The following is a 24,571-nucleotide window of genomic DNA, read 5'->3' on the forward strand; positions in this document are numbered from 1 at the left end:
TTTAATCGAATGGTGAAAATATTCAATATAGAGCGTGTTTCTCCAGCGATGGCTGAGTAGAATGAACAGTCAGGTACAATCATTATTGCAAGCGCAGAATCGTAAAGGATATAAGCATGTCTTTTGAAGTGTTAGAGAAATTAGAAGCCAAAATTCAAACTGCCGTTGATACAATCACTCTCCTGCAAATGGAAGTTGAAGAATTAAAAGAAGAAAAGCAGAAATTGATTGAAGAAGCGACCGAGCTGAAAACCAGTCGTGATGAACTGGAACAACGTTTACAGGATATTCAGCAAGAGCAATCAGCATGGCAGGAGCGCATTCGCAACTTGCTTGGAAAAATGGAAGAGATGGAGTAAGGCTCGAAACCTTCTATATCAGCGATCTGGTTCAAGCTTTCTATATCATCAATGCGATAGTAAAAAATGCCGATATTTCTATCGGCATTTTTTCATGGGAGAGTCTGTTATACGATTTATGCTTGTGGCCGGATACCCAGTGTATGACACAGCGCATAGGTCATTTCCGCGCGATTTAGTGTATAGAAATGAAAGTCTTTCACGCCTTCACGACAGAGTATCCGGACCATATCAATGGCCTGACTGGCACCGACAAGCTGACGTGTTACCGGATCATCGTCTAATCCGTCGAATTGCTTATTCATCCATCCCGGGACTTTGACATGGTTTTGCGCGGCAAAACGAGCAGCCTGTTTAAAGTTGGACACCGGCAGAATGCCCGGTACGATTTCAACATCGATACCGGCACTGACACAACGGTCGCGGAACCGCAGGTAACACTCGACATCGAAGAAAAACTGAGTGATGGCACGGTTGGCGCCTGCATCTACTTTACGTTTGAGGTTGAGTAAGTCAGCCTGAGCACTTTTCGCTTCAGGGTGGACTTCAGGAAAAGCTGCGACAGAAATATCAAAGTCATGACGGGATTTAAGTAAAGCCACCAAATCAGAAGCATACATCTCCGGTTTACCACCGCCCGCAGGAATATCACCACGCAGCGCGACAATGTTCTCGATACCGTTGTTCCAGTAATCATCGGCAATCTGGGACAGCTCTTCACGAGTGGCATCAATACAAGTCAGATGAGGGGCTGCGATCAAACCGGTCTGAGACTTGATCTCCTTAATGATGGAATGCGTTCGATCTCGCTCCCCTGAATTTGCGCCGTAGGTGACAGAGACAAACTTGGGTTGTAAGGTTTTTAAGCGATGCACTGAGTTCCAGAGAGTTTCTTCCATTTGCGGTGAACTTGGCGGGAAAAACTCAAAAGACACATTGAGGTCTCCTGATAATTCACTTATGTTTTGATTCAGTGCGTCAATATGTCCAGCATATGAGTAGCCCATCTTCTCTCTCCCGTGGATGATGGTTAATCGGATGTAAATCGACGTTTAGACGTCTATATGTCTAGATATTCTATTGAATTGTTTTTTATGTCAACAATATAAGCATGAATTTTATTCATGCTTATATGAAGGCTTTTCACCTCTGTTGATTGAAATAGATCGATTTATAAATCTTAGTTGAGAAACAAATCAGGAGCCAAATGGCCCCTGATATATTGAATCCGTGAACGAATGGGTTCGTTATAACAAGCTGGAAAGGAGATTAATGTCTGATTGAATGGCACCGGCGGTGACATTCCGCCCGGCGCCGGGGCCGCGAATCACTAACGGATTGTCTTTATACCATTTGCTTTCAATGGCAAAGATATTATCGCACGGTAGCAAGTTGGCTAATGGATGCTCCCGGTGTAAAGCTTCCACACCGACAGAGGCCTTTCCGGATTTTTCCAAACGGGCGACATAACGTAATACTTTATCTTCCCGTTGGGCTTTTGCCAGACGTTCGGCAAGCTGGATATCGAGCAGGGCACTCTGATCAAGAAAATCATCCAGAGAGAGGCATTGCAATTCATCCGGAACCAGTGATTCAACAGTGACCTGATCCGGTTCAAGCTCCAGTCCGGATTCACGCGCCAAAATGACCAATTTTCTCATCACGTCGGAACCATCCAGATCATTTCTCGGATCGGGCTCGGTTAAACCTTGTTGCCAAGCCAGATCAACCAATTCACTGAAAGGGACGGTGCCATCATATTGTTGGAATAACCAGGACAGTGTTCCGGAGAAAATCCCGGAGAGGGCAACAATTTCATCTCCGCTTTCCCGTAGATCCCTCACCGTATGGTTAATCGGCAGACCGGCACCCACCGTCGCATTGTAAAACCAGTGACGACTGATTTTGGCAAAAGAGTCTTTGACCTGATAGTAATATTCACTGCTGGAAGAGCCTGCGACCTTGTTTGCAGAAATCAGGTGCATTCCTTGCTCTGCAATCTGAATATACTGTGAAGCAAGTTCTGCACTGGCTGTGACATCCAGCACTATCACATCATCATAGCCGCGGATCTGCCCCAGTTTGAGTAGCCATTCCTGACCGTCATTGGGACGCGATTCTTCAAGGAAATGGCGTTCAACCTTTGTCGGATCAATCCCTTGTTCATCAAACCAGTAGGTTTGACTATCGATGACTGCAACCAGCTCAAAATTCATGCCCCGGCGTTTCTCCAGCTCTGCTTTCTGTTCCGCAAATAGTTTGAGCCAGCTCGAACCGATATTGCCTTTGCCACAGAGTGCGAGAGCCACGCGTTTTTGTGCCTGAAAAAGTTGGGTATGCAGTTGATTAACAAAACCGTCTACAGATATCTGACGAAGGATTGCAACCAGACTTAATTCTGAGTCAGACTCACAGAGGAACTCAATCGGAGCCTGTTTGAGCTGTTGATAAAAGCCGAAACAGTGGTTGGCATTTTTGGTGACACCAGCACCGACGGCTGCAACGAGCGAGTAACCTTCTTTCAGGCGAATTTCCGCTTCAATTGCGGCATCTTGCAAATAAGATAATGCGCCAGAAGCGATTTCAGCCGTGTAAGCAAGTTGTATACGATACTGGTCATCCTGTTTTTCATACGCAAGCGGTGTGAGCTGGGCTCGCTTGAGCTGTTCGATAACCTGTGTGCACAGCCGCTGAAAATCGTGTCCGCGCGAGAAACTAAGTTCAATCAGTAATACCTCATCCAGAGAGGTAATGATTTTGGCACCTCGTCCTGATGCAAGCACCCGTTCGATATGGGTTGAACCGGCTTCAGGGTCATAGCTACAGCGGAGATGCAGATCAATTGCACTTTGTGCGACGGGCTGTAATGTCCGACTGTGTAATACCGGTGCGGCAAGGCGCGCCAGTTCGTTGGCTTCATCGAGACGGAGTAACGGCAGCAGACAGGCATCCGGAACGACTCTCGGATCGGCACTGTAGACACCAGCAACATCACTCCAGATTGTCACCCGTTCGACTTCTGCCAGCGCACCAATGATCGTGGCTGAATAATCGGAACCATTTCGGCCCAGCAGTACGGTTTCCCCGGCTTCATCCTGAGCGATAAATCCGGTAATCACAATCCGTTGGTGACCGTGCTGTGCCAGAATTTCTTTCAGCAGCGGGTAAGATTGAGCACGGTCGATTTCCGGTTGCGTTTCTCTGTGAGCCCGTAAGAAGGCGCGGGCATCCTGAGCTATCGCCATCAATCCTTGTTGATTGAGTAATGCAGCCATTAAACGGGATGACCAAATCTCACCATGAGCTTGGACGAATGCCTGTTGAGCAACAGTCAGCGGGGCGGTAAGCCCTGCAAGCGCTGTACATTCATCATTAAGTCGGTGAGTCAGTGCCTGCGCAGCTTCCCCTTCAAGTAAGTCTTCAATCAACTGGTGTTGAAAGTGTTGAATCTGACCTAAGATTTCTTGGGCCTGCTGTGGTTCAACCGAGAGATGTTCAATAAAAGCAATCAGTTGGTTGGTTGTTTTGCCTGCGGCAGAGACCACAACCAGATCGTGACTTTGCGAATACTCTTTGAGAATTTGAGCAACGCGGCGATAACATGCCGGATCAGCCAGACTACTTCCTCCGAATTTATGGAGGTGGCGCACGGTGGTCATCAACGATTCTCCTTTACCCAATTCAGGGATTGATCCAGATCGGCAATCAAGTCATCGGCATCTTCCAAGCCGACAGACAGCCGTAATAATTGTAGTGAGATTCCAGCTTTTTCGAGTGCTTCCTCACCCATTGCACGATGGGTCATGGTCGCTGGATGGCAAATTAAACTTTCGACCCCACCCAGAGACTCGGCTAATGAAAACAGTTTGAGCCGGCTGACAAACTGTTGCAGCTCTTCATAGCTGCCGGCAAACTCAAAACTGAGCATTGAACCAAAGCCACTTTGCTGCTTTTTCGCAATTTCATGACCGGGGTGAGTCGGCAGGCTCGGATGATAAATTGCCCCGATCAACTTTTGAGACTGTAGATAAGAGAGAATTTTCAGTGAGCTTTCTTCATGGCTGCGCATTCTCGGTCCCAATGTTCGCAAGCCTCTGAGAGTCATATAGCTATCGAATGGCGTGCCGGAGGCACCGATACAGTTCGCCCACCAAGCAAGCGTCTCAGCATGTTCTTGCGTCTTACTGATGATCACTCCGCCAATCACATCGGAGTGGCCATTGATGTATTTGGTCGTAGAATGGATCACAAAATCAGCACCGAGCGATAAAGGTTGTTGGTAGACCGGCGTCAGGAACGTATTATCAACTGCGACCAGCGCACCGACTTGCTTGGCCTGCTGGCAAACTTTTTCAATATCGACGACCCGAACGAGCGGATTGGATGGGGTTTCCAACAAGATGAGTTTAGGTTTTTGTGCCAAGGCTTCAGTGAGTGCGGCATCATCGCACTGATCAACGAATTGTACCCGAAAGTCACCTTTATTGGCGCGGGTATTGAATAAGCGATACGTGCCACCATAACAATCATTGGGAGCGATAATGAGATCATCGGGGCCGATAAAAGCAGAGACCCATAGATTGAGCGCAGATGTACCGCAGTTGGTAATTACTGCCCCCTGACCACCTTCCAGTTCGTAGAGGGCTTGTTCCAACAGTCCGCGATTCGGATTACCGGAGCGAGTATAATCATATTTAGGGACTTCACCGAATGCCGGAAATCCATAATTCGTTGAGAGATAAATCGGCGGAACGACAGCATGGTACTGCGTGTCTGACTCAATACCCGTTCGAACAGCGATAGTTGCAGGTTTACGAGTGCTCATTATGTGATTCCTTCCTATTGGGTGACAGAATGTCGTTCATGACAGAAAATCTCAATCGACATGGATTGGATATTGTTGTTCACTCTACTGATTTTTCAATAAGACGTCAATACTTCTAGACGTCTATATGTCTTTGCTTATAGCAGTAAATAAAGCTAAAATTAACACCTACTTTTTTGATAATAATGGCAGATTCCGGGCAATGAGGGGAAGCAATGGCTGATTGGAATGGTGAATACATAAGTCCTTATGCTGAGCATGGTAAGAAAAACGAGCAGGTCAAGAAAATTACAGTTTCTATTCCATTGAAAGTTCTCAAAGTATTGACTGATGAGCGGACAAGACGCCAGATCAATAATCTACGTCATGCGACAAATAGTGAACTTTTGTGTGAGGCATTTTTACACGCATATACCGGTCAGCCTTTACCGACGGATGAAGACCTGCGTAAAGATCGTCCGGATGATATTCCAACCGAAGCAAAAGCAATCATGACTGCGATGGGCATTGAATTTGAATCTTATGATGAGTAATCCGACACTGCCCTTTGTCAGACCGATAGACGCATTGTTTTCCGTCATGCTGGTTATTGTGACCGGATTGTTTTAAGCTCAAATCAATATGAAATCAATTTCTTTTATAGCAAGGAGTGCTCGACAGCCGTTGGTGCTTTCTTTGCAGATAAGGAACATCGGATATGATTTACGTTCACTACCTTGAACAGTCCCGGGCATTACGAGTGGTCTGGTTGTTGGAAGCCCTGACACTCGAATATGAAATTATTCATTATGACAGGGATCCTCAGACTTGGGGGGCGCCCGATTCTCTGAAGGCGATCCATCCGTTAGGTAAATCACCGACGATTATTGATGGTGAACACACCATTGCTGAGTCCGGCGCCATTATTGAATATCTGATCGATACCTATGATCATCAACGCCGTTTCCGGCCTGAGTCGGGTCAGGCGTTACTGGATTACCGCTACTGGCTACATGCCGCTGAAGGTTCTTTCATGATGTGGCTGGTGATGCGGCTAATTTTTATCAAGTCGAGAGAAAAACTCCCGTTCTTGCTGCGTCCGCTGATTGGGGCGTTTCTCAGCAAGATGGATCGGATTGTGATTGAACCTCGCGTGTCTACTTTTTTGCGTTATATCGATGATACGCTGGGAAGCCGTACATGGTTTACCGGAGAGCAGCTCAGTGGTGCTGATTTTCAGATGAATTTGGTGTTACAGCTTGCCGATATGCGGGCTGATCTGTCGGGTTATCCAAATATTCAACGATATATGAATCAGGTATCTCAACTCGCGAGCTATCAGCAAGCTTTGCAAAAAATACCGGGCTGAGTGAGTTGGTGTTGGCATAAAGAAGCCCTCTTTATGGCAACCGATTTGCGGACGGAGCACCAGTCATAAAAAAGAGGAGATCAGGTCTCCTCTTTTTTTATCAGCGATACGCTAAAAAATGAGTTGCATGATTAGCTTTGCATATAGCCTTCAGGCATTGCAATTCGGGCAACACCTGAATCTACAGCCGCTTGCGCTACGGCTTTGGCAACCCGGGGCAACAGGCGGGGATCCATCGGCTTTGGAATAATATATTCGGGGCCAAATGAGAGGCTATCGACACTGGCTGCTTTCAGAACTTCTGCCGGGACTTCTTCTTTTGCGAGCTGGCGAATCGCTTCAACGGCTGCAATTTTCATTTCATCATTAATTTCGCTGGCTCGAATATCCAACGCGCCACGGAAGATGAACGGGAAACACAGCACATTGTTGACCTGATTTGGATAGTCAGAACGACCTGTTCCCATGATGAGATCGTTGCGAACCTGATAAGCCAATTCCGGTTTAATTTCCGGATCTGGGTTTGAGCAGGCAAATACGATCGGTTTTTCTGCCATGAGAGCTAATGCTTCCGGCGGCAGGAGGTTAGGACCGGAGACACCAAGGAACAGATCCGCATCTTTTATGACGTCTTCCAGCGTTCTTTTGTCTGTATTATTGGCAAATAACTGTTTGTATTCGTTCAAATCATCGCGACGGGTATGAATCACACCTTTACGGTCAAGCATATAGATTTTTTCACGCATTGCGCCACATTTGATCAGCAGTTCCATACATGCAACGGCTGCTGCGCCGGCACCAAGACAAACGATCGTACACTCTTTCAGGTTCTTTCCCTGTAGCTCAATTGCATTGAGCATCCCTGCTGCAGTGACGATTGCTGTGCCGTGTTGATCGTCATGGAAGACTGGAATATCACAACGCTCGATGAGGCGTCGTTCGATTTCAAAACAATCCGGTGCCTTGATATCTTCCAGATTAATCCCGCCGAAAGTGTCAGCAATATTGGCGACAGTCTCGACAAACTCATCGATCGTCCGGTGTTTGACTTGAATGTCGAATGAGTCCAGACCGGCGAATCGTTTGAAAAGCAATGCTTTTCCTTCCATCACGGGTTTGGATGCCATAGGCCCCAGATTACCTAATCCAAGGATAGCTGTACCGTTAGAGATTACCGCGACGGTGTTTCCTTTGGCGGTATACTTGTAAATATTATCGACGTCCTGGGCAATCTCACGCACCGGTTCTGCCACACCGGGGCTATAGGCTAAAGCCAGATCTGTCGCTGTGTCGGCAGGTTTTGTGAGGGTGACTGCGATTTTTCCGGCAGTCGGGATAGCGTGATAATCCAAAGCTTTCTGGCGAAATGCTTCTTCGGGCATTAAATCTTGGCGGTTGTCTTCAGACATAAGGGTAGCGTCTCGTTGTAATGTTTATAGGGAAAGAAACTGCATTCTAATGGATGTCTGAGTATCTGCCTAGGCAGTGATGGTATTATGTGTTTAAAAATTGCATAAATATGTAGAGGTTGGAGGAGTTTATGCTGGTATATCTGCTTTTATGCAAAGATCAACTTGATATCGTGACGATGACGACAGATTGACAGGCGGCTATAAACAGGGGCGTTAGTATCAGAGATTGGGCAGAAATGTTTTGGCAAATAAAAAGGACACCATTAGGTGTCCTTTTCGAAATTCTCATCGCAGAGAGATTATTTTTTGCCGCTGCTAAGCGCGCCGAAACGCTTGTTAAAGCGATCTACACGACCACCGGTATCAACGATACGTTGCTTACCAGTATAGAATGGGTGACATTTATCACACACATCCAAGTGCAGAGAATCTTTGTTCAGTGTCGTTCTGAATTCGAAAGCGTTACCGCAAGAGCATGTTGCGCTTACAACTTTGTATTCTGGGTGGATACCAGTTTTCATGGGAGAACCTCAAAAATCGGGCCATGTCGCTATCCGGATCGTTGCCGGACACCACATGTCAGTTAATTATATCGTCTTACATCGGTTGTGATACGGGCATCCGTATCATCAAGGCGCGCTATATTAAAGAATCCATGAGCAGGGATCAACTAGTTTTGCTGTTATTTTCACCATTCTCATTGCTGTCTCGAATTTCACGATAGCTTCGATTAGACTGTTGTCCATGATTTTGACATCTGATGTTCAGTGATATGCATCCATCCATTGCCCGAGTGGCATTACCGGTTCCTTTAGATAAACAGTTCGACTATTTGATCCCTGCACATTGTCAGCCTGTTATCGGTGGACGGGTTTCCGTGCCGTTTGGGCGGCAGACATTGATTGGTATTGTGACCGAACTTGGTCATAACTCTGAAATGAGCCCCGATGTGCTGAAACCGATTCGCTCTGTGCTGGATGAGCGGCCTGTCTGGTCGGCTAGTCTGTTTCGGTTATTCACATGGTGCAGCCAATATTATCAGTATCCACTCGGGGATACCTTGTCAAATGCGTTACCCGCAGCCCTGAGAAAAGGTAAAGCAGCTGATTTCGCGACCTTACGGGAGTGGTGTCTGACTTCCGCCGGACGAGATAAGTTGATGCAGGGACTTGGCCGAGCAGTCCAGCAAGCGAAGGTTTTGCGTTTATTGGAAAACGGCACACAAAGTCACCAAACATTGTTAGATGAAGATATCAGTCGTCAGGTTTTGAACACGCTTGAGGAAAAAGGGTGGATTGAAGCGATTGACCGGAAGCCTGACTGCCAGCCGTGGCCTGAATTACTCGAAGATGAGGATGAAAAGCCACAATTGAATATGGAGCAGTCTGTTGCGATTGCGACCATCAACAGCCAGCACGAATTTGGTTGCTACTTATTGGAAGGCGTCACTGGCTCGGGGAAAACGGAAGTCTACTTGAACTTAATTGCACCGATGCTGAAACAGGGGAAACAAGCACTGGTTCTGGTGCCTGAAATCGGTTTGACACCACAAACGATTCAGCGGTTCCGCTCTCGGTTTATGGTGCCGGTTGTGGTGATGCATTCCGGACTCAATGAAACGGAAAGACTCAATGCATGGCTCTCTGCCCGGGATGGTCATGCCGGTGTGATCATTGGTACGCGTTCTGCGTTGTTTACACCTTTTGCCGATCTGGGAATCATTATTGTCGATGAAGAACATGACGCCTCATATAAACAGCAGGATAGTTTGCGTTATCATGCGCGGGATGTGGCGGTCATGCGTGCCAGCTATGAACAGATTCCGATTGTTTTGGGCTCAGCGACACCGGCACTTGAGACCTTACAAAATGCACTCAGTGGTAAATACCATCATTTAACGCTGACACAGCGGGCCGGCGATGCGGTGCCGACCACCAACCGGGTTCTGGATATTAAAGGACTCTATCTTGAAGGCGGGCTGTCAGCCCCGTTGATTGCTGAAATGAGAAAGCATTTGCAGGCTGGCAATCAGGTCTTGTTATTCCTTAACCGACGCGGATACGCACCGGTTCTGATGTGCCATGAGTGCGGCTGGGTTGCCCACTGTCAGCGTTGTGATGCGCGTTACACCTATCATCAGATAACACAGGAACTGCGCTGTCACCACTGTGGCTCTCAGCGCCCGGTATTCCCTCAATGTCATGATTGTGGTTCAACGCAGATGGCGACGGTTGGCGTGGGTACCGAGCAGTTGGAGACACAACTGGCGCAAATTTTTCCTCAATATCGGACGATCCGGATTGACCGCGACAGCACCCGGAAAAAAGGCACGCTCGAGTCTGCCCTCAATGCTGTCCACCGCGGGGAATATCATATTTTAATCGGGACGCAGATGTTGGCAAAAGGCCACCATTTTCCGCGCGTGACATTGGTTGGCTTGCTGGATGTCGACAGTGCTTTGTACAGTCATGACTTCCGGGCGTCGGAACGATTGGCACAGCTGTTTATTCAGGTCGCCGGTCGCGCCGGTCGCGCCAGTCAGCCCGGTGAGGTGGTTCTTCAGACGCATCACCCGGAGCACAGTTTGCTCCAAGCGCTGCTCAAAAAAGATTACCGTCACTTTGCGATGAGCGCGTTACATGAGCGGAAACTGGCATTATTGCCGCCTTTCAGTTATTTGACTTTATTTAAAGCGGAATCAAACCAGGCCGAACTTGGCGAAGATTTTCTCAGGCAAGTGAAGCAGACTCTGGAAATTCATCCGCTGTTTGATCATGCTACCTGCTCTGTCTTAGGCCCATCCCCGGCACCGATGGCGAAACGAGCCGGTAAATATCGTTGGCAGCTATTGATGCAAACCATGAGCCGCCCGATAATGCAAAAATTGCTGATGAGTGCCAAACCTGTCATTCAGCGCTTACCTCTCGCGGGAAAAGTCCGTTGGTCGCTCGATGTTGAACCTCATGATTTGTCATAATTATCTGATTTTTATTCGGTGAATCAGAAGGGCACTGACTTGATTGGTATCTTTGTCACGATATAAAACCTATGTATCGTGATCTGTTTCTCGTTTATGATGTAAGAAGTGTTAAATAGACCGTAACTTTATCCGTAGATATGCTTAAACTATGGAAGCACATATATCAAGCTCTTGATAGATATATCAAAAGTATGTGCAATGAATCTGTTTTATAGCAAATACTATTTTGAAAGAGGGTTTTTATGTATGGCGACAATGAAGGATGTTGCTCAACTAGCGGGAGTGTCAACCGCGACCGTATCTAGGGCATTGATGAATCCCGAAAAAGTGTCGCCGACGACAAGAAAGCGGGTTGAAGATGCAGTGCTTGAAGCCGGATATTCTCCGAATTCACTGGCACGTAATTTAAGACGTAACGAGTCAAAGACGATTGTTGCGATTGTTCCCGATATTTGTGACCCGTATTTTACTGAAATTATTCGGGGCATTGAGGATGCAGCCGTCGAGCATGGTTACTTGGTGCTACTGGGTGACAGCGGACAACAGAAAAAACGCGAAAGCTCCTTTGTCAATCTGGTCTTTACCAAGCAAGCTGACGGAATGCTGCTACTGGGAACCGATTTACCGTTTGATGCCAGTAAGTCTGAACAGAAAAACCTACCACCGATGGTGATGGCCTGTGAGTACGCGCCGGAACTGGAGCTGCCGACAGTCCATATTGATAATCTGACTTCTGCATTTGAAGTTGTGAATTATCTCACTCAGATGGGACACCAAAAAATTGGTGAAATTGCCGGCCCCGATTCAGCAGCGTTGTGTCATTTCCGTCATCAGGGATATATGCAGGCGCTCCGACGTGCCGGAATAACCATGAATCCTGCTTATCATTATAAAGGTGATTTCAGTTTTGAAGCCGGCGTGAAAGCGATTCGGCTCCTTTTGGGGTTGTCTGATCCACCGGGAGCGGTTTTCTGCCACAATGACATGATGGCTATCGGTGCGATTCAAGAAGCAAAGCGTCTGGGCGTCAGAGTCCCTCAGGATCTGTCGGTGGTTGGTTTTGACGATATTAACTTTGCGCAATATTGTGATCCACCGTTAACCACCGTGTCCCAGCCCCGGTATGAAATTGGTCGTCAGGCGATGCTGATGATGTTGGAAGTGCTTCGGGGACACGATGTTCGGGCCGGCTCGCGTTTGCTGGAAACAAAACTGGTGATTCGTGAAAGTGTTGCTGCTCCTCGTGGGTGACATGGCGTAAACCTCAATAATGTTAACGCGTATGGTGCTCAGAGTTGTGCTTCTGAATGGTCTTCTTTAACATACAGTCATTGTTTGTAAGGTAAGCATAATTTAGTGGCTAATAAAGACTATGTGAAACGGGGTAGCGCAGCAAAGAAAACTGCGCGTAAAACACCGAAGAAGCGCCCTTGGCTGAGTGGTATGCTCGCTGTGATTTTGGTCGCTGTGTTTGGTTATGGCTTGTATACACTGAGCATACAGCCATCTCCACCAGAGAATCGTGCACCGGTGACTCAAAAAACCGAGGTCAAGCAGCCAAAGCATGACAATCAAAAGACGCTACCACCACCTCCGACTGAAAAGTGGGACTATGTTGATATCTTGCCTCAGCGTGAGATTGAAGTGACCCCCAAAGCACTGAAAGTATCGGAAATTCCGTACATCATGCAGTGCGGTGCATACAAAACAATGGCTCAGGCGGAAAAACGAAAACTGGACATCGCTTTTCAGGGGATTAAAAGTAAAATCCGTAAGAAAGAAGATAGTAGCTGGTATCGCGTGGTGATCGGTCCTTACAAATTTAAACGCGATGCCGAACGTGATCGACACAAGCTTCAGCGCGCCAAGATTGAACCCTGTGCAATTTGGAAAGAAAGGCAATAGTACCTTTCTCCCCGACCTCCGGAGCTGGTCACAGATTTCCGGAGGAAATAACCACGATATCCCGCCTTTTGACTTGAATTCAGACAACCTTGTCCTTATATAGTTTTCTAACACACTTTATAAAATGAAAGAGGTCCTCTCGTGACTACAATCGTATCCGTCCGTCGTGATAATAAAGTTGTTATTGCCGGAGATGGTCAGGTTTCTCTGGGTAATACCGTGATGAAAGGCAATGCACGCAAGGTGCGCCGCCTGTATAACGATAAGATACTGGCTGGGTTTGCCGGCGGTACCGCTGATGCATTTACACTGTTTGAACGCTTTGAAAGCAAACTGCAAATGCACCAGGGGCATCTGGTGAAGGCTGCTGTTGAACTTGCCAAAGACTGGCGAAGTGATCGGGCATTACGCCGTCTGGAAGCGATTTTAGCCGTTGCTGATGAGACCGCTTCATTAATTATTACCGGTAATGGTGATGTTGTGCAGCCAGAACATGATCTGATCGCAATTGGTTCCGGGGGCAATTACGCGCAGGCTGCTGCAACAGCTTTACTCGAAAATACCGATCTGGACGCGCAGGTCATTGCTGAAAAAGCACTGCAAATTGCAGGTGACATCTGTGTGTTTACTAACCATTTCCAGACTATCGAAGTGCTTGAAATTCCCCAGAGTGAAGCATAAAAACGATTCGGTAGCGTCTGCAATACAGAACAAAGGAAATAAGCATGTCTGAAATGACTCCTCGTGAAATTGTTCATGAACTTAATCGTCATATTATCGGTCAGGACAAAGCGAAAAGAGCGGTCGCGATTGCTCTACGTAACCGCTGGCGTCGCATGCAGTTGGAAGAGAGCCTGCGTGTCGAAGTGACGCCCAAAAATATTTTGATGATTGGCCCAACCGGGGTCGGTAAAACTGAAATCGCTCGTCGTTTGGCAAAGCTGGCGAATGCTCCGTTTATGAAGATCGAAGCGACAAAATTTACGGAAGTCGGCTATGTCGGTAAAGAAGTTGAATCGATTATCCGTGATCTGACCGACGTTGCCGTGAAGATGACCCACCAGCAAGCGATGGAAAAAGTGAAATTCCGTGCAGAAGAGCTTGCTGAAGAACGTATTCTTGATGTATTGCTTCCGCCGGCACGTGATTCTTGGGGTGAGGAAGAGCGAACAGAAGATTTTTCTCATACCAGACAAGTCTTCCGTAAGAAATTGCGTGAAGGTCAGCTCGATGATAAAGAGATTGAAATCGATGTTGCCGCGCCGCAGATGGGCGTTGAAATTATGGCGCCTCCCGGTATGGAAGAAATGACCAATCAGCTGCAGGGGATGTTCCAGAATCTGGCCGGGAACACGCAAAAGAAACGCAAGCTGAAGATTAAAGATGCGTTTAAAGCGTTAACGGAAGAAGAAGCGGCCAAACTGGTCAATCAGGATGAACTGAAAGAACAAGCTATCTTCAATGTTGAAAATCACGGTATCGTATTTGTCGATGAGATCGACAAAATCTGTAAACGGGGTGAAGTGTCCGGGCCGGATGTATCCCGTGAAGGGGTACAGCGCGATCTGTTGCCGCTGATTGAGGGCAGCACCGTATCGACTAAACACGGAATGGTCAGAACTGACCATATACTGTTTATCGCTTCCGGGGCTTTTCAGGTTGCCAAACCATCGGATTTGATTCCTGAATTACAGGGGCGTTTACCGATTCGGGTTGAGTTGGAAGCCTTGAGCAGTGAGGATTTCAAACGTATCCTGACCGAACCGAAAGCATCGCTGACAGAGCAATATCAGGCGTTGATGGCAACAGAAAATGTTGCTATTGAGTTCTCAGAAGATGGCATCGCACAGATTGCGGATGCTGCCTGGCAGGTAAATGAAACGACTGAAAATATCGGGGCTCGCCGCCTGCATACTGTGATGGAACGATTGATGGATGAAATTTCTTTCGATGCGACCGATAAGGCTGGTTCGTCGTTCACCATCGACGCCGCCTATGTCAAAGAGCGCCTCGGTGAATTGATTGGGGATGAAGACCTGAGCCGCTTTATTCTGTAAACGCTCAACATGTCATGCGGGCAATGATAGCCGTGCTTTCTATTGTCCGTTATCTCGATATAAAAGCTCGCATTTTTATGCGGGCTTTTTATTATCAATGAATTCGTCGTATACTAGGGCTCTTGACGTCCACTAGGCTGTAATCATGATGAACTCTATTTCGATTTGGATGGATGCGGCTAGACCGAAAACCTTGCCTTTAGCATTGATTTCGATCCTCACAGGAAGTGCCTTAGCTTTTTCTGAAAAGCATTTTTCGTGGCCAATCGCAATTTTGGCCTTGACCACTGCAATTTTACTGCAAATTCTGTCTAACCTTGCCAATGATTATGGTGATGCGGTGAAAGGCACTGATAATGATGCTCGGTTAGGTCCGATGCGGGCAATTCAGTCAGGTGCGGTGACATTGAAAGATATGAAATCAGCCATGTTGATCAATGTGCTGCTGACGATTGTTTCCGGCATGATGCTGATTCTGTATGCCTTGGACTCACTTGAAAATATTTTAGTTTTTATCGGCCTTGGCGTCATGGCGATGATTGCAGCCGTTGCTTATACCGTTGGCAATAAACCTTATGGTTATGTCGGGCTGGGGGATGTTTCCGTCTTTATTTTCTTTGGCCTGTTGGGCGTCTCCGGCACTTATTTTCTCTATACCGGTCAGTTGAATTCGACGTTACTCCTGCCGTCGATAGCTTGTGGTTTACTGGCTGTCGCAGTATTGAATGTCAATAATATGCGCGATATCGAAAATGATGAAATATGCGGCAAACGGACAATAGCCGTTCGTTTAGGCCCGATACTGGCTAAAAAATATCATTTTATTCTATTAGCCGGCGCCGTCTTCACGTTTAGTTTATATCTGTGGTTACAGACCGATCCGCTTTGGCTGGCACTTCCTTTTCTGCTCAGTCTGGTGGCGGTGGTCAAACATGCGGTTGCTATCTGGGAAGCGGAACAGCCTGTACAGATTGCGCCGATGTTACCGGCCGTCGTCAGATGCTCTGTTGTGACAAATTTACTGTTTGTCGGGATTGTCATTGCTCAAACACTGATCAGTTAATTGCGCTTTGTCATTGCAATGACTTACATAGTCGATATACTCGTTTAAGATACTTTCGCTGTGAGAATGGTTGCCATGGAATACAATACATCTGCACTTTGTGATATTTATTTCGATCAGGTTGATGTTGTAGAACCGATGTTCAGTAATTTTGGCGGGCGAGCCTCTTTTGCCGGTCAGATAACAACGATCAAATGTTTTGAAGATAATGGTTTGATCCGTGAAGTGCTTGAGCAAGACGGCTTGGGACGGGTGCTATTGATTGATGGCGGTGGTTCTTTACGTCGTGCCCTGATTGACGCCGAATTAGCTGCGCTCGCTGAAGAAAATGAGTGGGAAGGGTTGGTTGTCTACGGGTGCGTTCGTGAAGTGGACGAACTGGAAGAGATGAATATTGGTATTCAGGCCATGGCATCAATTCCTGTTGGCGCTGCGGCACAAAGTATAGGGGAAATTGATATCCCCGTTAATTTTGGTGGCGTCACTTTCTTACCGGAAGATTATCTTTATGCTGACAGTACCGGTATCATTCTTTCTCAGGAGCCTTTGAATACTGACCTCGAAGAGGCTGAATTGGATGAGGAAGAACTCGATGACGATGACCTCATCTCTGAAGAAGATGATGAAGTACGGATTTAATCCGGATCTGACCTGATATAAGATAAGAGCCGTTTTGTTTACGGCTCATTAACTTCTTTTTCTTGGTCGTCTTTCTGATTTCCAGTGTTTTTGCTATTACTGAAATACAGCGTTTGTCGTCGTAAAGACAATGCCTGAAAATATCCACATATCCCGCTAAGTATATTGCCGATAGCAATACCCACAAATAATCCATTCACCTGCCAGAGTTGTGAACCGATCCAAGCGGAAGGCAGTATAAAAATAAACAGGCGCATGAAATTCCAACTGAAGGCTTTCAGTGGTTGGTGCAGTGCATTCAGCGCCGAAACGATCATCATCACTATCCCTTGAAATCCATAACTCAATGGTACAATTAACAGGTAATGCCAGAGTATTTCCCGAACCTGTGTTTCCTGTGAGAAGAGAGCAGAAATAGGGATACTTAGCGGAACCATCATCAAAAATATGATGCCCTGGAACACAACAGAAAACCGTATACTTAAGAACAGCCCGGCGAAACCTCGCTGCGGATTATCGGCTCCAAAATTTTGTGCTAGGAAAGGGGTGAGTGTCGAAGTTAATGACATTAGCACCAAAATCAGGAGTGATTCAACGCGTTGCGCAGCACCGTATGCCGCAACCGCGACAGTACCATGCTGGGAGAGCAGTATCATTAGCAATGCACCGGAGAGTGGAGTCATCGCATTCGATAGGGCTGCCGGGGTTCCAATCTGCAAAATCTGTTTCCAGTCTGGCCATAATGCGCGCCAATAAGGTCGTGTAACTAATCGTTCCCGGTAGAATAGGATATAGAATGTTCCGACCAAGACTGTACTCCAGCTAATTGCGCTGGCAATCGCTGCACCCTGAATACCAAGTTTAGGAAAGGGGCCATAACCGAAGATGAGTAACGGATCTAAAATACCGTTGATGGCGCCGGAGATAATCATGAGCAGCGCAGGCGTTCTGGTATCGCCGGTTGCTCGGATGGCACTGTTTCCGGCCATCGGGATGACCAGCAAGGGGACGGCAATATACCAGACGGACATGTATTGCTGTATCAAAGGTAATAAGGTTTGCTGAGCACCGAGTAAGGTAAAAAGCGGAGTGATGGTTAACAAGCCAATGCCTGAAGCGATAGTGACTAAAACCACGGCCAGTAGTAAACCATGAATTGTCAGACGTGCTGCGTTATGCATCGATTTTTGACCGAGCAAATGCCCAATACTGGTCGATAAACCGATGCCGATTCCCATGGTGATGCAGTTGACTGCAAAAGTCACAGGGAATGTATAGCTGACGGCAGCCAGCGCCTGTGTGCCGAGCAGAGAAATAAAGTAGGTATCGATTAAGTTGAACATCAGCACCGATATCATGCCGAAGGTCATCGGGATTGTCATCCGGCGGAGTACGACGGGAATTGGTGCCGAAAGCAGCCCGTGTTTATCATGCATAGCAAAGAAGGATGTCTATCGGGGAAACCGGGATCACAGCATACTCGATTCTGGTCAAAACGGCCAGTTTACTCTCGGGATGATAAAAAGGCCGGCAAAGTGCCGACCTTGAAAATAAGTGCGATATTGGCTCGTTATGCTTTGGCTGCTGCGGCTGCTTTTGCAATCGCTGCAAATCCTTTCGCATCGAGTGCCGCTCCGCCAACGAGGGCGCCATCAATGTCTGGCTGAGCAAAGAGCTCTGCGGCATTCTCTGCTTTTACAGAACCACCGTACTGGATAATGACATTCTTAGCCACTGCTTCACTTTCTTTGGCAATATGAGCACGGATAGAAGCATGAATTGATTGTGCTTGTTCAGCAGTTGCCGCTTTACCCGTACCGATAGCCCAGATTGGTTCGTACGCGATGATTGCATCATTGAGTGCTTCAACACCTTGTGTTTTGATCACTGCATCAAGTTGGCGTGCACAAACGGCAAGAGTCTCACCAGCTTCGTTTTGTGCTTCTGATTCACCGATACATAAGACAGGTGTCAGGCCATTTTCTTTCAGGAACGCAAATTTTTGAGCAACGAACTCATCAGATTCATGATGGTATTCGCGACGCTCAGAGTGACCGATAATAATGTGTGTTGCACCAAAGTCTTTCAGCATTTGAGGAGACACATCACCGGTAAAAGCACCACTGTTGTTTACGTCAGTATTTTGTGCACCCAGAATAATCTTATTTCCGCCTTCTTTGATTAACCGTTCAGCAAGATCAAGGTATAAAGCGGGTGGTGCAACTGCGACGTCAACACCGGCAACGCCTTCGAGTTCAGCATTCAGGCCAGTGAGTAGTTCAGTGACCATCGTTTTACTTCCGTTTAGTTTCCAGTTACCCATAACAACAGGACGACGCATAGGAATATCTCCAAATTCAGTGAGTATAAAAATGTGACTTCGACAGAATATAACAGATAAAACCAAGTAGATCATGATACGAATCATGACTTTCTTGGTTAGAGCATTTGAGATTGCTTCGATTTGGTTCTATTTTACCAGAGCCATTGGCTTCAGGGTGGGAAGGCCTGAAATTCTAGACAGTATGTCATGATAGGGATACATCATATGATCAATCTTCGGATGGAATATTCAGCACCGGTTGATGAACGTGTAAATACTTCCAGATTGCTGGAAGATCTTCACCAAGTGCTACTGCATGATGAAACCATTCTTCAATTGGGTTTATCGGTCAAAAGTAATGCCATCCGGAGCCATCAATGGTTTGTCGGTGAACAGTTGGATACTGCTGATTTTATACAGTTAATTGTCGAAGTGGGTCAGGAATATGTTGCGGATATCCGTCACTCTGTGATCGGAAAACTGACCGAACGCTTTGCGCAGGACGCGGACAAAATTGAAAATCTTTCAGTTTTTCTGAGAGTGATTGAGCAGCATTATATCCGATGTCGCAGTTAATAATGCCCTCAAAAGAGGGCATATCAATACAGGCTGAAAGTTACAAACCACATCACAAACAACGAACCAAATATGTTGATTGACGTAGGCACCTTCGCAAAGCAATCTCTTTTTTCAGAGCAGGCATCATGAGTATGATTGCGCCATCTCTGATTCAAACGTGTGGCCTGTATCGGTGAAACGGAATCACATCAGCAGCAGGGCTTGGAGTATCATCAGCTGAGCTGCTGTTTAACGCATTTTGGAATTTTACCATCTGTGCACTCAACTCTCTCATTAGTTTTACATTGGCATGATCCGCATTTTTGCAAGAGCGCACGACTCTGTCGATGTGGCTTTGCTGAGCCCATAGTCGTTCTTGCATTTTTCGAGACGACGAGAGGATCATCTCTTCACAGATGTCACGTTTGAGCATCGCGAATGCTTCCGGATTGTGTTTAGCCAGTGCTACCAGCTCGTCGAATGGGGGGAGCTCGGTATAAAAACTTGGTGCGGCCATATATCACCTCAGTTTCTTTGTATGCTAGCCTATGACTCAAATTAAACTCATTTAATTAGAATACTACTCAATGATAAACCAAAATTGATCAAATTGTGAATTTAATGTGAGAACTTCTAACAAATGGGTACTAACTGAGTTTCTTAATAATATAACTGCAACGCCGATGTCCGGAGACGATGTGCTCTTGACGTTCGATCGAACACAGTCCTTCAAGCAGAGACTGAAAAATGTGTAGTTCCGATTGGCAAAAGCTTTGGCATCGCGTTGCTGCTTTACAGATCGGACAATGATTCTCAATGAGTCGATAGCCGTCCGGTAAAGTTTCCAGCTTCACCATATAACCTTCTCGCTCGCGCAAGGTCACTAGCATCTCGAGTTTTTCTTCCAATGTGGTACAGGTCTGAATTTCAGCGCGGTATTGTGACAATGTTTGCGCTTCTCGGGTGGCAACGATTTTGGCGATACCTTCTGAGCCGTATACCTGTTCGATTGCATCAATCACCTGAAGCGTTAGTTCACCGTGGCGGTCGGCAAAGTAAGCATGCCCATCTTCTGTGAGTGTCCAGTGACGCGTTGGGCGACCCACCTTGACTTTGACATCATAAAAGTGAACCAACCCATCTTCTTCAAGTGACTGAAGATGTTGGCGGGCTCCCATTGTGGTGATGTCGAAGCGATCAGCAAGTTGTTTCGCAGTGACTGCGCCTTCTCGCTTGAGCGTATGCAATATCTTGTCGGCTGTTTTCATTGGTGTCCTCTTCGCTCCGGCTATTATTCAGACTTCAGTTAATAAAGTAAACAATTGACTATTGGCCGAAGATGAGAAGCTGTCGGAGAGAAAAAGTCGGGAATGATTATTATTTTGTTATGCACATCACATTTTTTTGCCTGTTCACCCTTGGGATATTTACTTTTCTCCCCCACATAGAAAGCACAAGCTGGTAAACAGCGTTTTCATAAACAACACAAATAATTAAATCAGGAGAGACGACCGATGAATATTCGTCCATTACATGACCGAGTTATCGTTGAACGCCAAGAAGTTGAATCCAAGTCTGCTGGTGGGATCGTTTTAACTGGTTCTGCGGCGGAAAAATCAACACGTGGTAAAGTGCTTGCTGTCGGCAACGGCCGAGTGCTTGAAAATGGGACTGTTCAGCCGCTGGATGTCAAAGTTGGTGATACTGTTATTTTTGCTGAAGGTTATGGCACCAAGTCAGAAAAAATCGATGGCAAAGAAGTATTGATCCTTGCTGAAAATGACATTCTGGCGATTGTCGAATAAAAGTAGGCGTTGAGTAATTTTTGCTCTTATTCAAAACAATTGACGAAAACCGAATTAAGAAATAGGGAATAAAAGATGGCTGCTAAAGACGTTAAGTTTGGAAATGATGCACGAGTAAAAATGCTGGAAGGTGTAAACGTTCTGGCTGATGCAGTAAAAGTAACATTGGGCCCGAAAGGCCGTAACGTTGTTCTGGATAAATCATTTGGTGCGCCAACCATTACTAAAGATGGTGTTTCTGTTGCACGTGAGATCGAACTGGAAGATAAATTCCAGAATATGGGCGCACAAATGGTGAAAGAAGTTGCATCTCAAGCGAATGATGCAGCTGGTGACGGAACAACAACTGCAACTGTACTGGCTCAGTCGATCGTCAATGAAGGTCTGAAAGCTGTTGCTGCGGGCATGAACCCGATGGATTTAAAACGTGGTATCGATAAAGCGGTTATTGCCGCTGTAGAAGCGCTGAAAGGGTTATCTGTACCATGTGAAGATAATAAAGCAATCGCACAGGTTGGTACCATCTCTGCGAACTCTGATGCCAGTGTCGGTAATATCATTGCTGAAGCAATGGAAAAAGTTGGTCGCGATGGTGTTATCACCGTTGAAGAAGGTCAGGCACTACAAGACGAACTGGATGTCGTTGAAGGGATGCAGTTTGACCGTGGTTACCTGTCTCCTTACTTTATCAACAATCAGGAATCAGGTTCTGTCGAACTGGAAAATCCGTTTATCCTGTTGGTTGATAAGAAAATCTCAAACATTCGCGAATTACTACCAGTGCTTGAAGCGGTTGCAAAAGCCTCTCGTCCGCTGCTGATTGTGGCAGAAGATGTTGAAGGTGAAGCATTGGCAACACTGGTTGTTAACAACATGCGTGGTATCGTGAAAGTTGCTGCTGTAAAAGCACCTGGTTTCGGTGATCGTCGTAAAGCAATGCTGCAAGATATTGCGATTTTGACTGGCGGTACCGTTATTTCTGAAGAAATTGGTCTGGAGCTGGATAAAACAGCACTCGAAGATCTGGGTCAGGCAAAACGTGTCACGATTACCAAAGAAAATACCACTGTCATCGATGGTGCTGGTGAAGAAGGCGCTATTGAGGGCCGTGTTGTTCAGATTCGTCAACAAATCGAAGAAGCAACGTCTGACTACGACAAAGAGAAACTGCAAGAGCGTGTTGCGAAACTTGCTGGTGGTGTTGCCGTGATTAAAGTTGGTGCAGCAACTGAAGTTGAAATGAAAGAGAAGAAAGACCGTGTCGAAGACGCCCTCCATGCAACGCGTGCCGCTGTTGAAGAAGGTGTGGTTGCCGGCGGTGGTGTTGCCCTGATTCGTGCGGCTTCTCAGCTGACTGACCTGCAAGGTGACAACGAAGAACAGAACGTTGGTATCCGTGTTGCACTACGTGCAATGGAAGCACCAGTTCGTCAAATCGCATCAAATGCGGGTGATGAAGATTCTGTGGTTGCCAATAACATCAAAGCCGGTGAAGGTAACTACGGCTATAACGCTGCAACAGGTGAATACGGTGATATGATTGCAATGGGCATCCTTGATCCAACGAAAGTAACCCGTAGCGCGCTACAGTTCGCGGCATCGATTGCTGGTCTGATGATTACCACTGAAGCGATGGTGACTGAAGTACCGAAGAGCGATGGTTCGTCAATGCCAGATATGGGTGGCATGGGTGGTATGCCAGGCATGATGTAATTGATTCATCACATCTGATGCATGATCTGAAAAGGGTGAGGTTTCCTCACCCTTTTTTCATTTTTACAGTGGCTGGTATAGGATGTTGATCTTCTTTCTGACAATGGTGTGGATATGTTAATTCAAGGATTAAGTTATGCGAATGCGACGGAACAGCTGAATATTTCTCACTGGGCGCTACAGCCCTCACAGCATTGGGGGGTATTTATTGCTCATGCGCAGAGTAGTGAACTTCTAGTACGCCTGTTTTCCGGTACGCTGGCAGAAAGTGAGCAGGCTATCGAGGGCAAACCGCAACGGGTTGGTTTGGTTTCTTTGTCAGAGCAACAGCGGTTACTGGATGATGAAATTGCCAAAGATGAAACCGACTTTCAGGACCATATTGATTATGGCTCTACGGTTGAAGCGCTGTTAAAGGAAGCCGGATGCACCACAGATGAATTAGCCTCTTTGCTTGAACTGACCGATTTGACCTATTTGAAAGCTCGGGGATTTCGTCAGCTATCCACCGGCGAGACCCGGCGTTTAATGCTCGCCCGAGCCTTAGCCGGAAAACCAGAACTCCTGATTTTGCATGAACCTTATTCCGGATTAGATACAGCGCATCGTCATCAGCTAACCGATTGTCTCAATCAACTGGCCAGTGACATGCAATTGATTGTGATTACTTCAAGGGAAGATGAGCTCCCTCAGTGTCTCACCCATATCGCTTTGTTTGATGATAAGCAGTTGACCCAAACCATGACGATTGAACAGTGGCAACAGCATCCGATTTTAGAACAACTCGCAGCACTGACTGAGACGAAACAAGAAGCGTGGCTGGCGTTGAGTCAGCAATATGTCCCAGACACTATGATGCCGAATCCGCGAGTGGTGATGAATCAAGTCAAGGTTGAATATACCGACGCTCTGATTTTTCAGGATCTTTCGTGGCAGATTCAAGCCGGGCAGCATTGGCAGATTCGCGGTCCGAACGGATGTGGTAAAAGTACCTTACTCGGCCTGATTTTGGGCGATCATCCTCAGTGTTACTGTAACGATATTACGGTGTTGGGGATGCGTCGCGGCAGTGGTGAGAGTATCTGGGATATTAAACGCCATATTGGTGTCGTGTCTTCTGCTTTGCATCTGCAATACCGAGTGAACTGTTCTGTTTTGGATGTGTTGCTATCGGGGTTCTTTGACTCAATTGGTCTTTATGAAAAACCCTCGGCTAAGCAAGTGCAGATGGCCCGACATTGGTTAGATGTGCTGGAAATGAGTGATTATGAAAAACATACATTCAGGCAACTGGATTATGGTCAGCAGCGATTACTGTTAATCGTTCGAGCGTTAATCAAACAGCCGGCATTACTGATTCTGGACGAACCCTATCAGGGGTTGGACTACCTAAACCGTCGTTTGGTGATGACCGTGCTTAACCGTCTGGCTGAATTGAATATAACGCAGTTATTATATGTTTCGCATTACGAGGAAGATCGGCTTGCTGCGATCCGTAATTATGTTGATTTTGTCGCAGATCCGGATGGTGGCTACCGAGTCGGTATTTCGGAGGAAGCGTAACTTCCTCCGGATCGTATCTTT

At 46.7% G+C, this 24,571-nt stretch carries 23 protein-coding genes; 14 read left to right on the forward strand and 9 right to left on the reverse strand.

What is annotated here, in order from left to right; genetic code table 11:
• Positions 1-116 precede the first annotated feature (116 nt).
• On the forward strand, positions 117-359 hold the full coding sequence (zapB, locus tag VR7878_RS11655) for a cell division protein ZapB (RefSeq protein WP_077336262.1): 243 nt from the start codon (positions 117-119) through the stop codon (positions 357-359).
• Between the two features lie 116 nt (positions 360-475).
• On the opposite strand, the gene metF is transcribed toward zapB, so the two are convergent.
• The 3 genes from metF to VR7878_RS11670 all read right to left on the reverse strand — a co-directional run bounded on the left by metF (position 476) and on the right by VR7878_RS11670 (position 5,184).
• Positions 476-1,366: a methylenetetrahydrofolate reductase gene (gene metF, locus VR7878_RS11660; protein ID WP_077336263.1), complete on the reverse strand. Its 891-nt coding sequence runs from the start codon at positions 1,364-1,366 to the stop codon at positions 476-478.
• A gap of 240 nt (positions 1,367-1,606) precedes the next feature.
• Positions 1,607-4,018 carry a bifunctional aspartate kinase/homoserine dehydrogenase II gene (locus tag VR7878_RS11665; RefSeq protein ID WP_077336264.1) on the reverse strand — a complete coding sequence of 804 codons (2,412 nt, stop codon included), beginning with the start codon at positions 4,016-4,018 and terminating at the stop codon, positions 1,607-1,609.
• Positions 4,018-5,184 carry an O-succinylhomoserine (thiol)-lyase gene (locus VR7878_RS11670; RefSeq protein WP_077336265.1) on the reverse strand — a complete coding sequence of 389 codons (1,167 nt, stop codon included), beginning with the start codon at positions 5,182-5,184 and terminating at the stop codon, positions 4,018-4,020. Before VR7878_RS11670 ends, VR7878_RS11665 begins: the two co-directional genes overlap by 1 nt.
• Before the next feature lie 215 nt (positions 5,185-5,399).
• On the opposite strand from VR7878_RS11670, the gene metJ reads away from it, so the two are divergent.
• Entirely contained in the window at positions 5,400-5,717 is a 318-nt protein-coding gene (gene metJ, locus VR7878_RS11675; RefSeq protein WP_077336266.1) for a met regulon transcriptional regulator MetJ, read from the forward strand.
• A 164-nt stretch (positions 5,718-5,881) separates the two neighbouring features.
• On the forward strand, positions 5,882-6,532 hold the full coding sequence (locus tag VR7878_RS11680; RefSeq protein ID WP_077336267.1) for a glutathione S-transferase family protein: 651 nt from the start codon (positions 5,882-5,884) through the stop codon (positions 6,530-6,532).
• Between the two features lie 131 nt (positions 6,533-6,663).
• Here the strand turns inward: VR7878_RS11680 and VR7878_RS11685 are convergent, their stop codons facing one another.
• Entirely contained in the window at positions 6,664-7,941 is a 1,278-nt protein-coding gene (locus VR7878_RS11685) for a malic enzyme-like NAD(P)-binding protein (RefSeq protein WP_077336268.1), read from the reverse strand.
• A gap of 302 nt (positions 7,942-8,243) precedes the next feature.
• Positions 8,244-8,465, reverse strand: coding sequence for a 50S ribosomal protein L31 (gene rpmE / locus VR7878_RS11690; RefSeq protein ID WP_077336269.1), 222 nt, complete (start codon positions 8,463-8,465; stop codon positions 8,244-8,246).
• Positions 8,466-8,716: 251 nt separating this feature from the next.
• Between rpmE and priA the strand changes: the two genes are divergently transcribed.
• The 7 genes from priA to rraA all read left to right on the forward strand — a co-directional run bounded on the left by priA (position 8,717) and on the right by rraA (position 16,588).
• Positions 8,717-10,921: a primosomal protein N' gene (priA, locus tag VR7878_RS11695; protein ID WP_077336420.1), complete on the forward strand. Its 2,205-nt coding sequence runs from the start codon at positions 8,717-8,719 to the stop codon at positions 10,919-10,921.
• 249 nt (positions 10,922-11,170) lie between these two features.
• Positions 11,171-12,175, forward strand: coding sequence for a DNA-binding transcriptional regulator CytR (cytR, locus tag VR7878_RS11700; protein ID WP_077336270.1), 1,005 nt, complete (start codon positions 11,171-11,173; stop codon positions 12,173-12,175).
• Between the two features lie 105 nt (positions 12,176-12,280).
• The gene (gene ftsN, locus VR7878_RS11705; protein WP_077336271.1) at positions 12,281-12,829 is read left to right on the forward strand and encodes a cell division protein FtsN; all 549 of its coding nucleotides are present in this window, start codon (positions 12,281-12,283) and stop codon (positions 12,827-12,829) included.
• 141 nt (positions 12,830-12,970) lie between these two features.
• Positions 12,971-13,510: an ATP-dependent protease subunit HslV gene (gene hslV / locus VR7878_RS11710; RefSeq protein ID WP_077336272.1), complete on the forward strand. Its 540-nt coding sequence runs from the start codon at positions 12,971-12,973 to the stop codon at positions 13,508-13,510.
• Between the two features lie 44 nt (positions 13,511-13,554).
• Positions 13,555-14,886 (forward strand): ATP-dependent protease ATPase subunit HslU, encoded by a 1,332-nt coding sequence (gene hslU / locus VR7878_RS11715; protein ID WP_077336273.1) that lies wholly within the window; start codon positions 13,555-13,557, stop codon positions 14,884-14,886.
• A 145-nt stretch (positions 14,887-15,031) separates the two neighbouring features.
• Positions 15,032-15,949 (forward strand): 1,4-dihydroxy-2-naphthoate polyprenyltransferase, encoded by a 918-nt coding sequence (locus VR7878_RS11720; protein WP_077336274.1) that lies wholly within the window; start codon positions 15,032-15,034, stop codon positions 15,947-15,949.
• Between the two features lie 75 nt (positions 15,950-16,024).
• The gene (rraA, locus tag VR7878_RS11725) at positions 16,025-16,588 is read left to right on the forward strand and encodes a ribonuclease E activity regulator RraA (protein ID WP_077336421.1); all 564 of its coding nucleotides are present in this window, start codon (positions 16,025-16,027) and stop codon (positions 16,586-16,588) included.
• A 38-nt stretch (positions 16,589-16,626) separates the two neighbouring features.
• Here rraA and VR7878_RS11730 read toward each other — a convergent pair whose 3' ends face one another.
• Positions 16,627-18,024: an MATE family efflux transporter gene (locus VR7878_RS11730; RefSeq protein ID WP_077336275.1), complete on the reverse strand. Its 1,398-nt coding sequence runs from the start codon at positions 18,022-18,024 to the stop codon at positions 16,627-16,629.
• Positions 18,025-18,158: 134 nt separating this feature from the next.
• On the reverse strand, positions 18,159-18,929 hold the full coding sequence (tpiA, locus tag VR7878_RS11735) for a triose-phosphate isomerase (RefSeq protein WP_077336276.1): 771 nt from the start codon (positions 18,927-18,929) through the stop codon (positions 18,159-18,161).
• Positions 18,930-19,136: 207 nt separating this feature from the next.
• Here tpiA and VR7878_RS11740 point away from each other — a divergent pair, with 207 nt between their 5' ends.
• Positions 19,137-19,487, forward strand: a complete 351-nt coding sequence (locus VR7878_RS11740; RefSeq protein ID WP_077336277.1) for a tautomerase family protein — start codon at positions 19,137-19,139, stop codon at positions 19,485-19,487.
• Between the two features lie 154 nt (positions 19,488-19,641).
• Here VR7878_RS11740 and VR7878_RS11745 read toward each other — a convergent pair whose 3' ends face one another.
• Together VR7878_RS11745 and VR7878_RS11750 are read right to left on the reverse strand one after the other, a co-directional pair.
• A complete protein-coding gene (locus VR7878_RS11745) occupies positions 19,642-19,986 on the reverse strand; it encodes a DUF3135 domain-containing protein (protein ID WP_077336278.1) in 345 nt (114 codons plus the stop codon).
• A 130-nt stretch (positions 19,987-20,116) separates the two neighbouring features.
• Positions 20,117-20,737 carry a helix-turn-helix transcriptional regulator gene (locus VR7878_RS11750; RefSeq protein ID WP_077336279.1) on the reverse strand — a complete coding sequence of 207 codons (621 nt, stop codon included), beginning with the start codon at positions 20,735-20,737 and terminating at the stop codon, positions 20,117-20,119.
• Between the two features lie 246 nt (positions 20,738-20,983).
• On the opposite strand from VR7878_RS11750, the gene VR7878_RS11755 reads away from it, so the two are divergent.
• The 3 genes from VR7878_RS11755 (at position 20,984) to VR7878_RS11765 (ending at position 24,550) form a co-directional block, all read left to right on the forward strand.
• Positions 20,984-21,274: a co-chaperone GroES gene (locus VR7878_RS11755; RefSeq protein WP_059119701.1), complete on the forward strand. Its 291-nt coding sequence runs from the start codon at positions 20,984-20,986 to the stop codon at positions 21,272-21,274.
• A gap of 75 nt (positions 21,275-21,349) precedes the next feature.
• The gene (gene groL / locus VR7878_RS11760) at positions 21,350-22,987 is read left to right on the forward strand and encodes a chaperonin GroEL (protein ID WP_077336280.1); all 1,638 of its coding nucleotides are present in this window, start codon (positions 21,350-21,352) and stop codon (positions 22,985-22,987) included.
• Between the two features lie 114 nt (positions 22,988-23,101).
• Complete coding sequence (locus VR7878_RS11765) at positions 23,102-24,550, forward strand: ATP-binding cassette domain-containing protein (protein WP_077336281.1); 1,449 nt, start codon at positions 23,102-23,104, stop codon at positions 24,548-24,550.
• Positions 24,551-24,571 lie beyond the last annotated feature (21 nt).

Origin of the sequence: Vibrio ruber DSM 16370, from assembly GCF_900163965.1 — a bacterium.
In the GTDB taxonomy this organism is placed as follows: domain Bacteria; phylum Pseudomonadota; class Gammaproteobacteria; order Enterobacterales; family Vibrionaceae; genus Vibrio; species Vibrio ruber.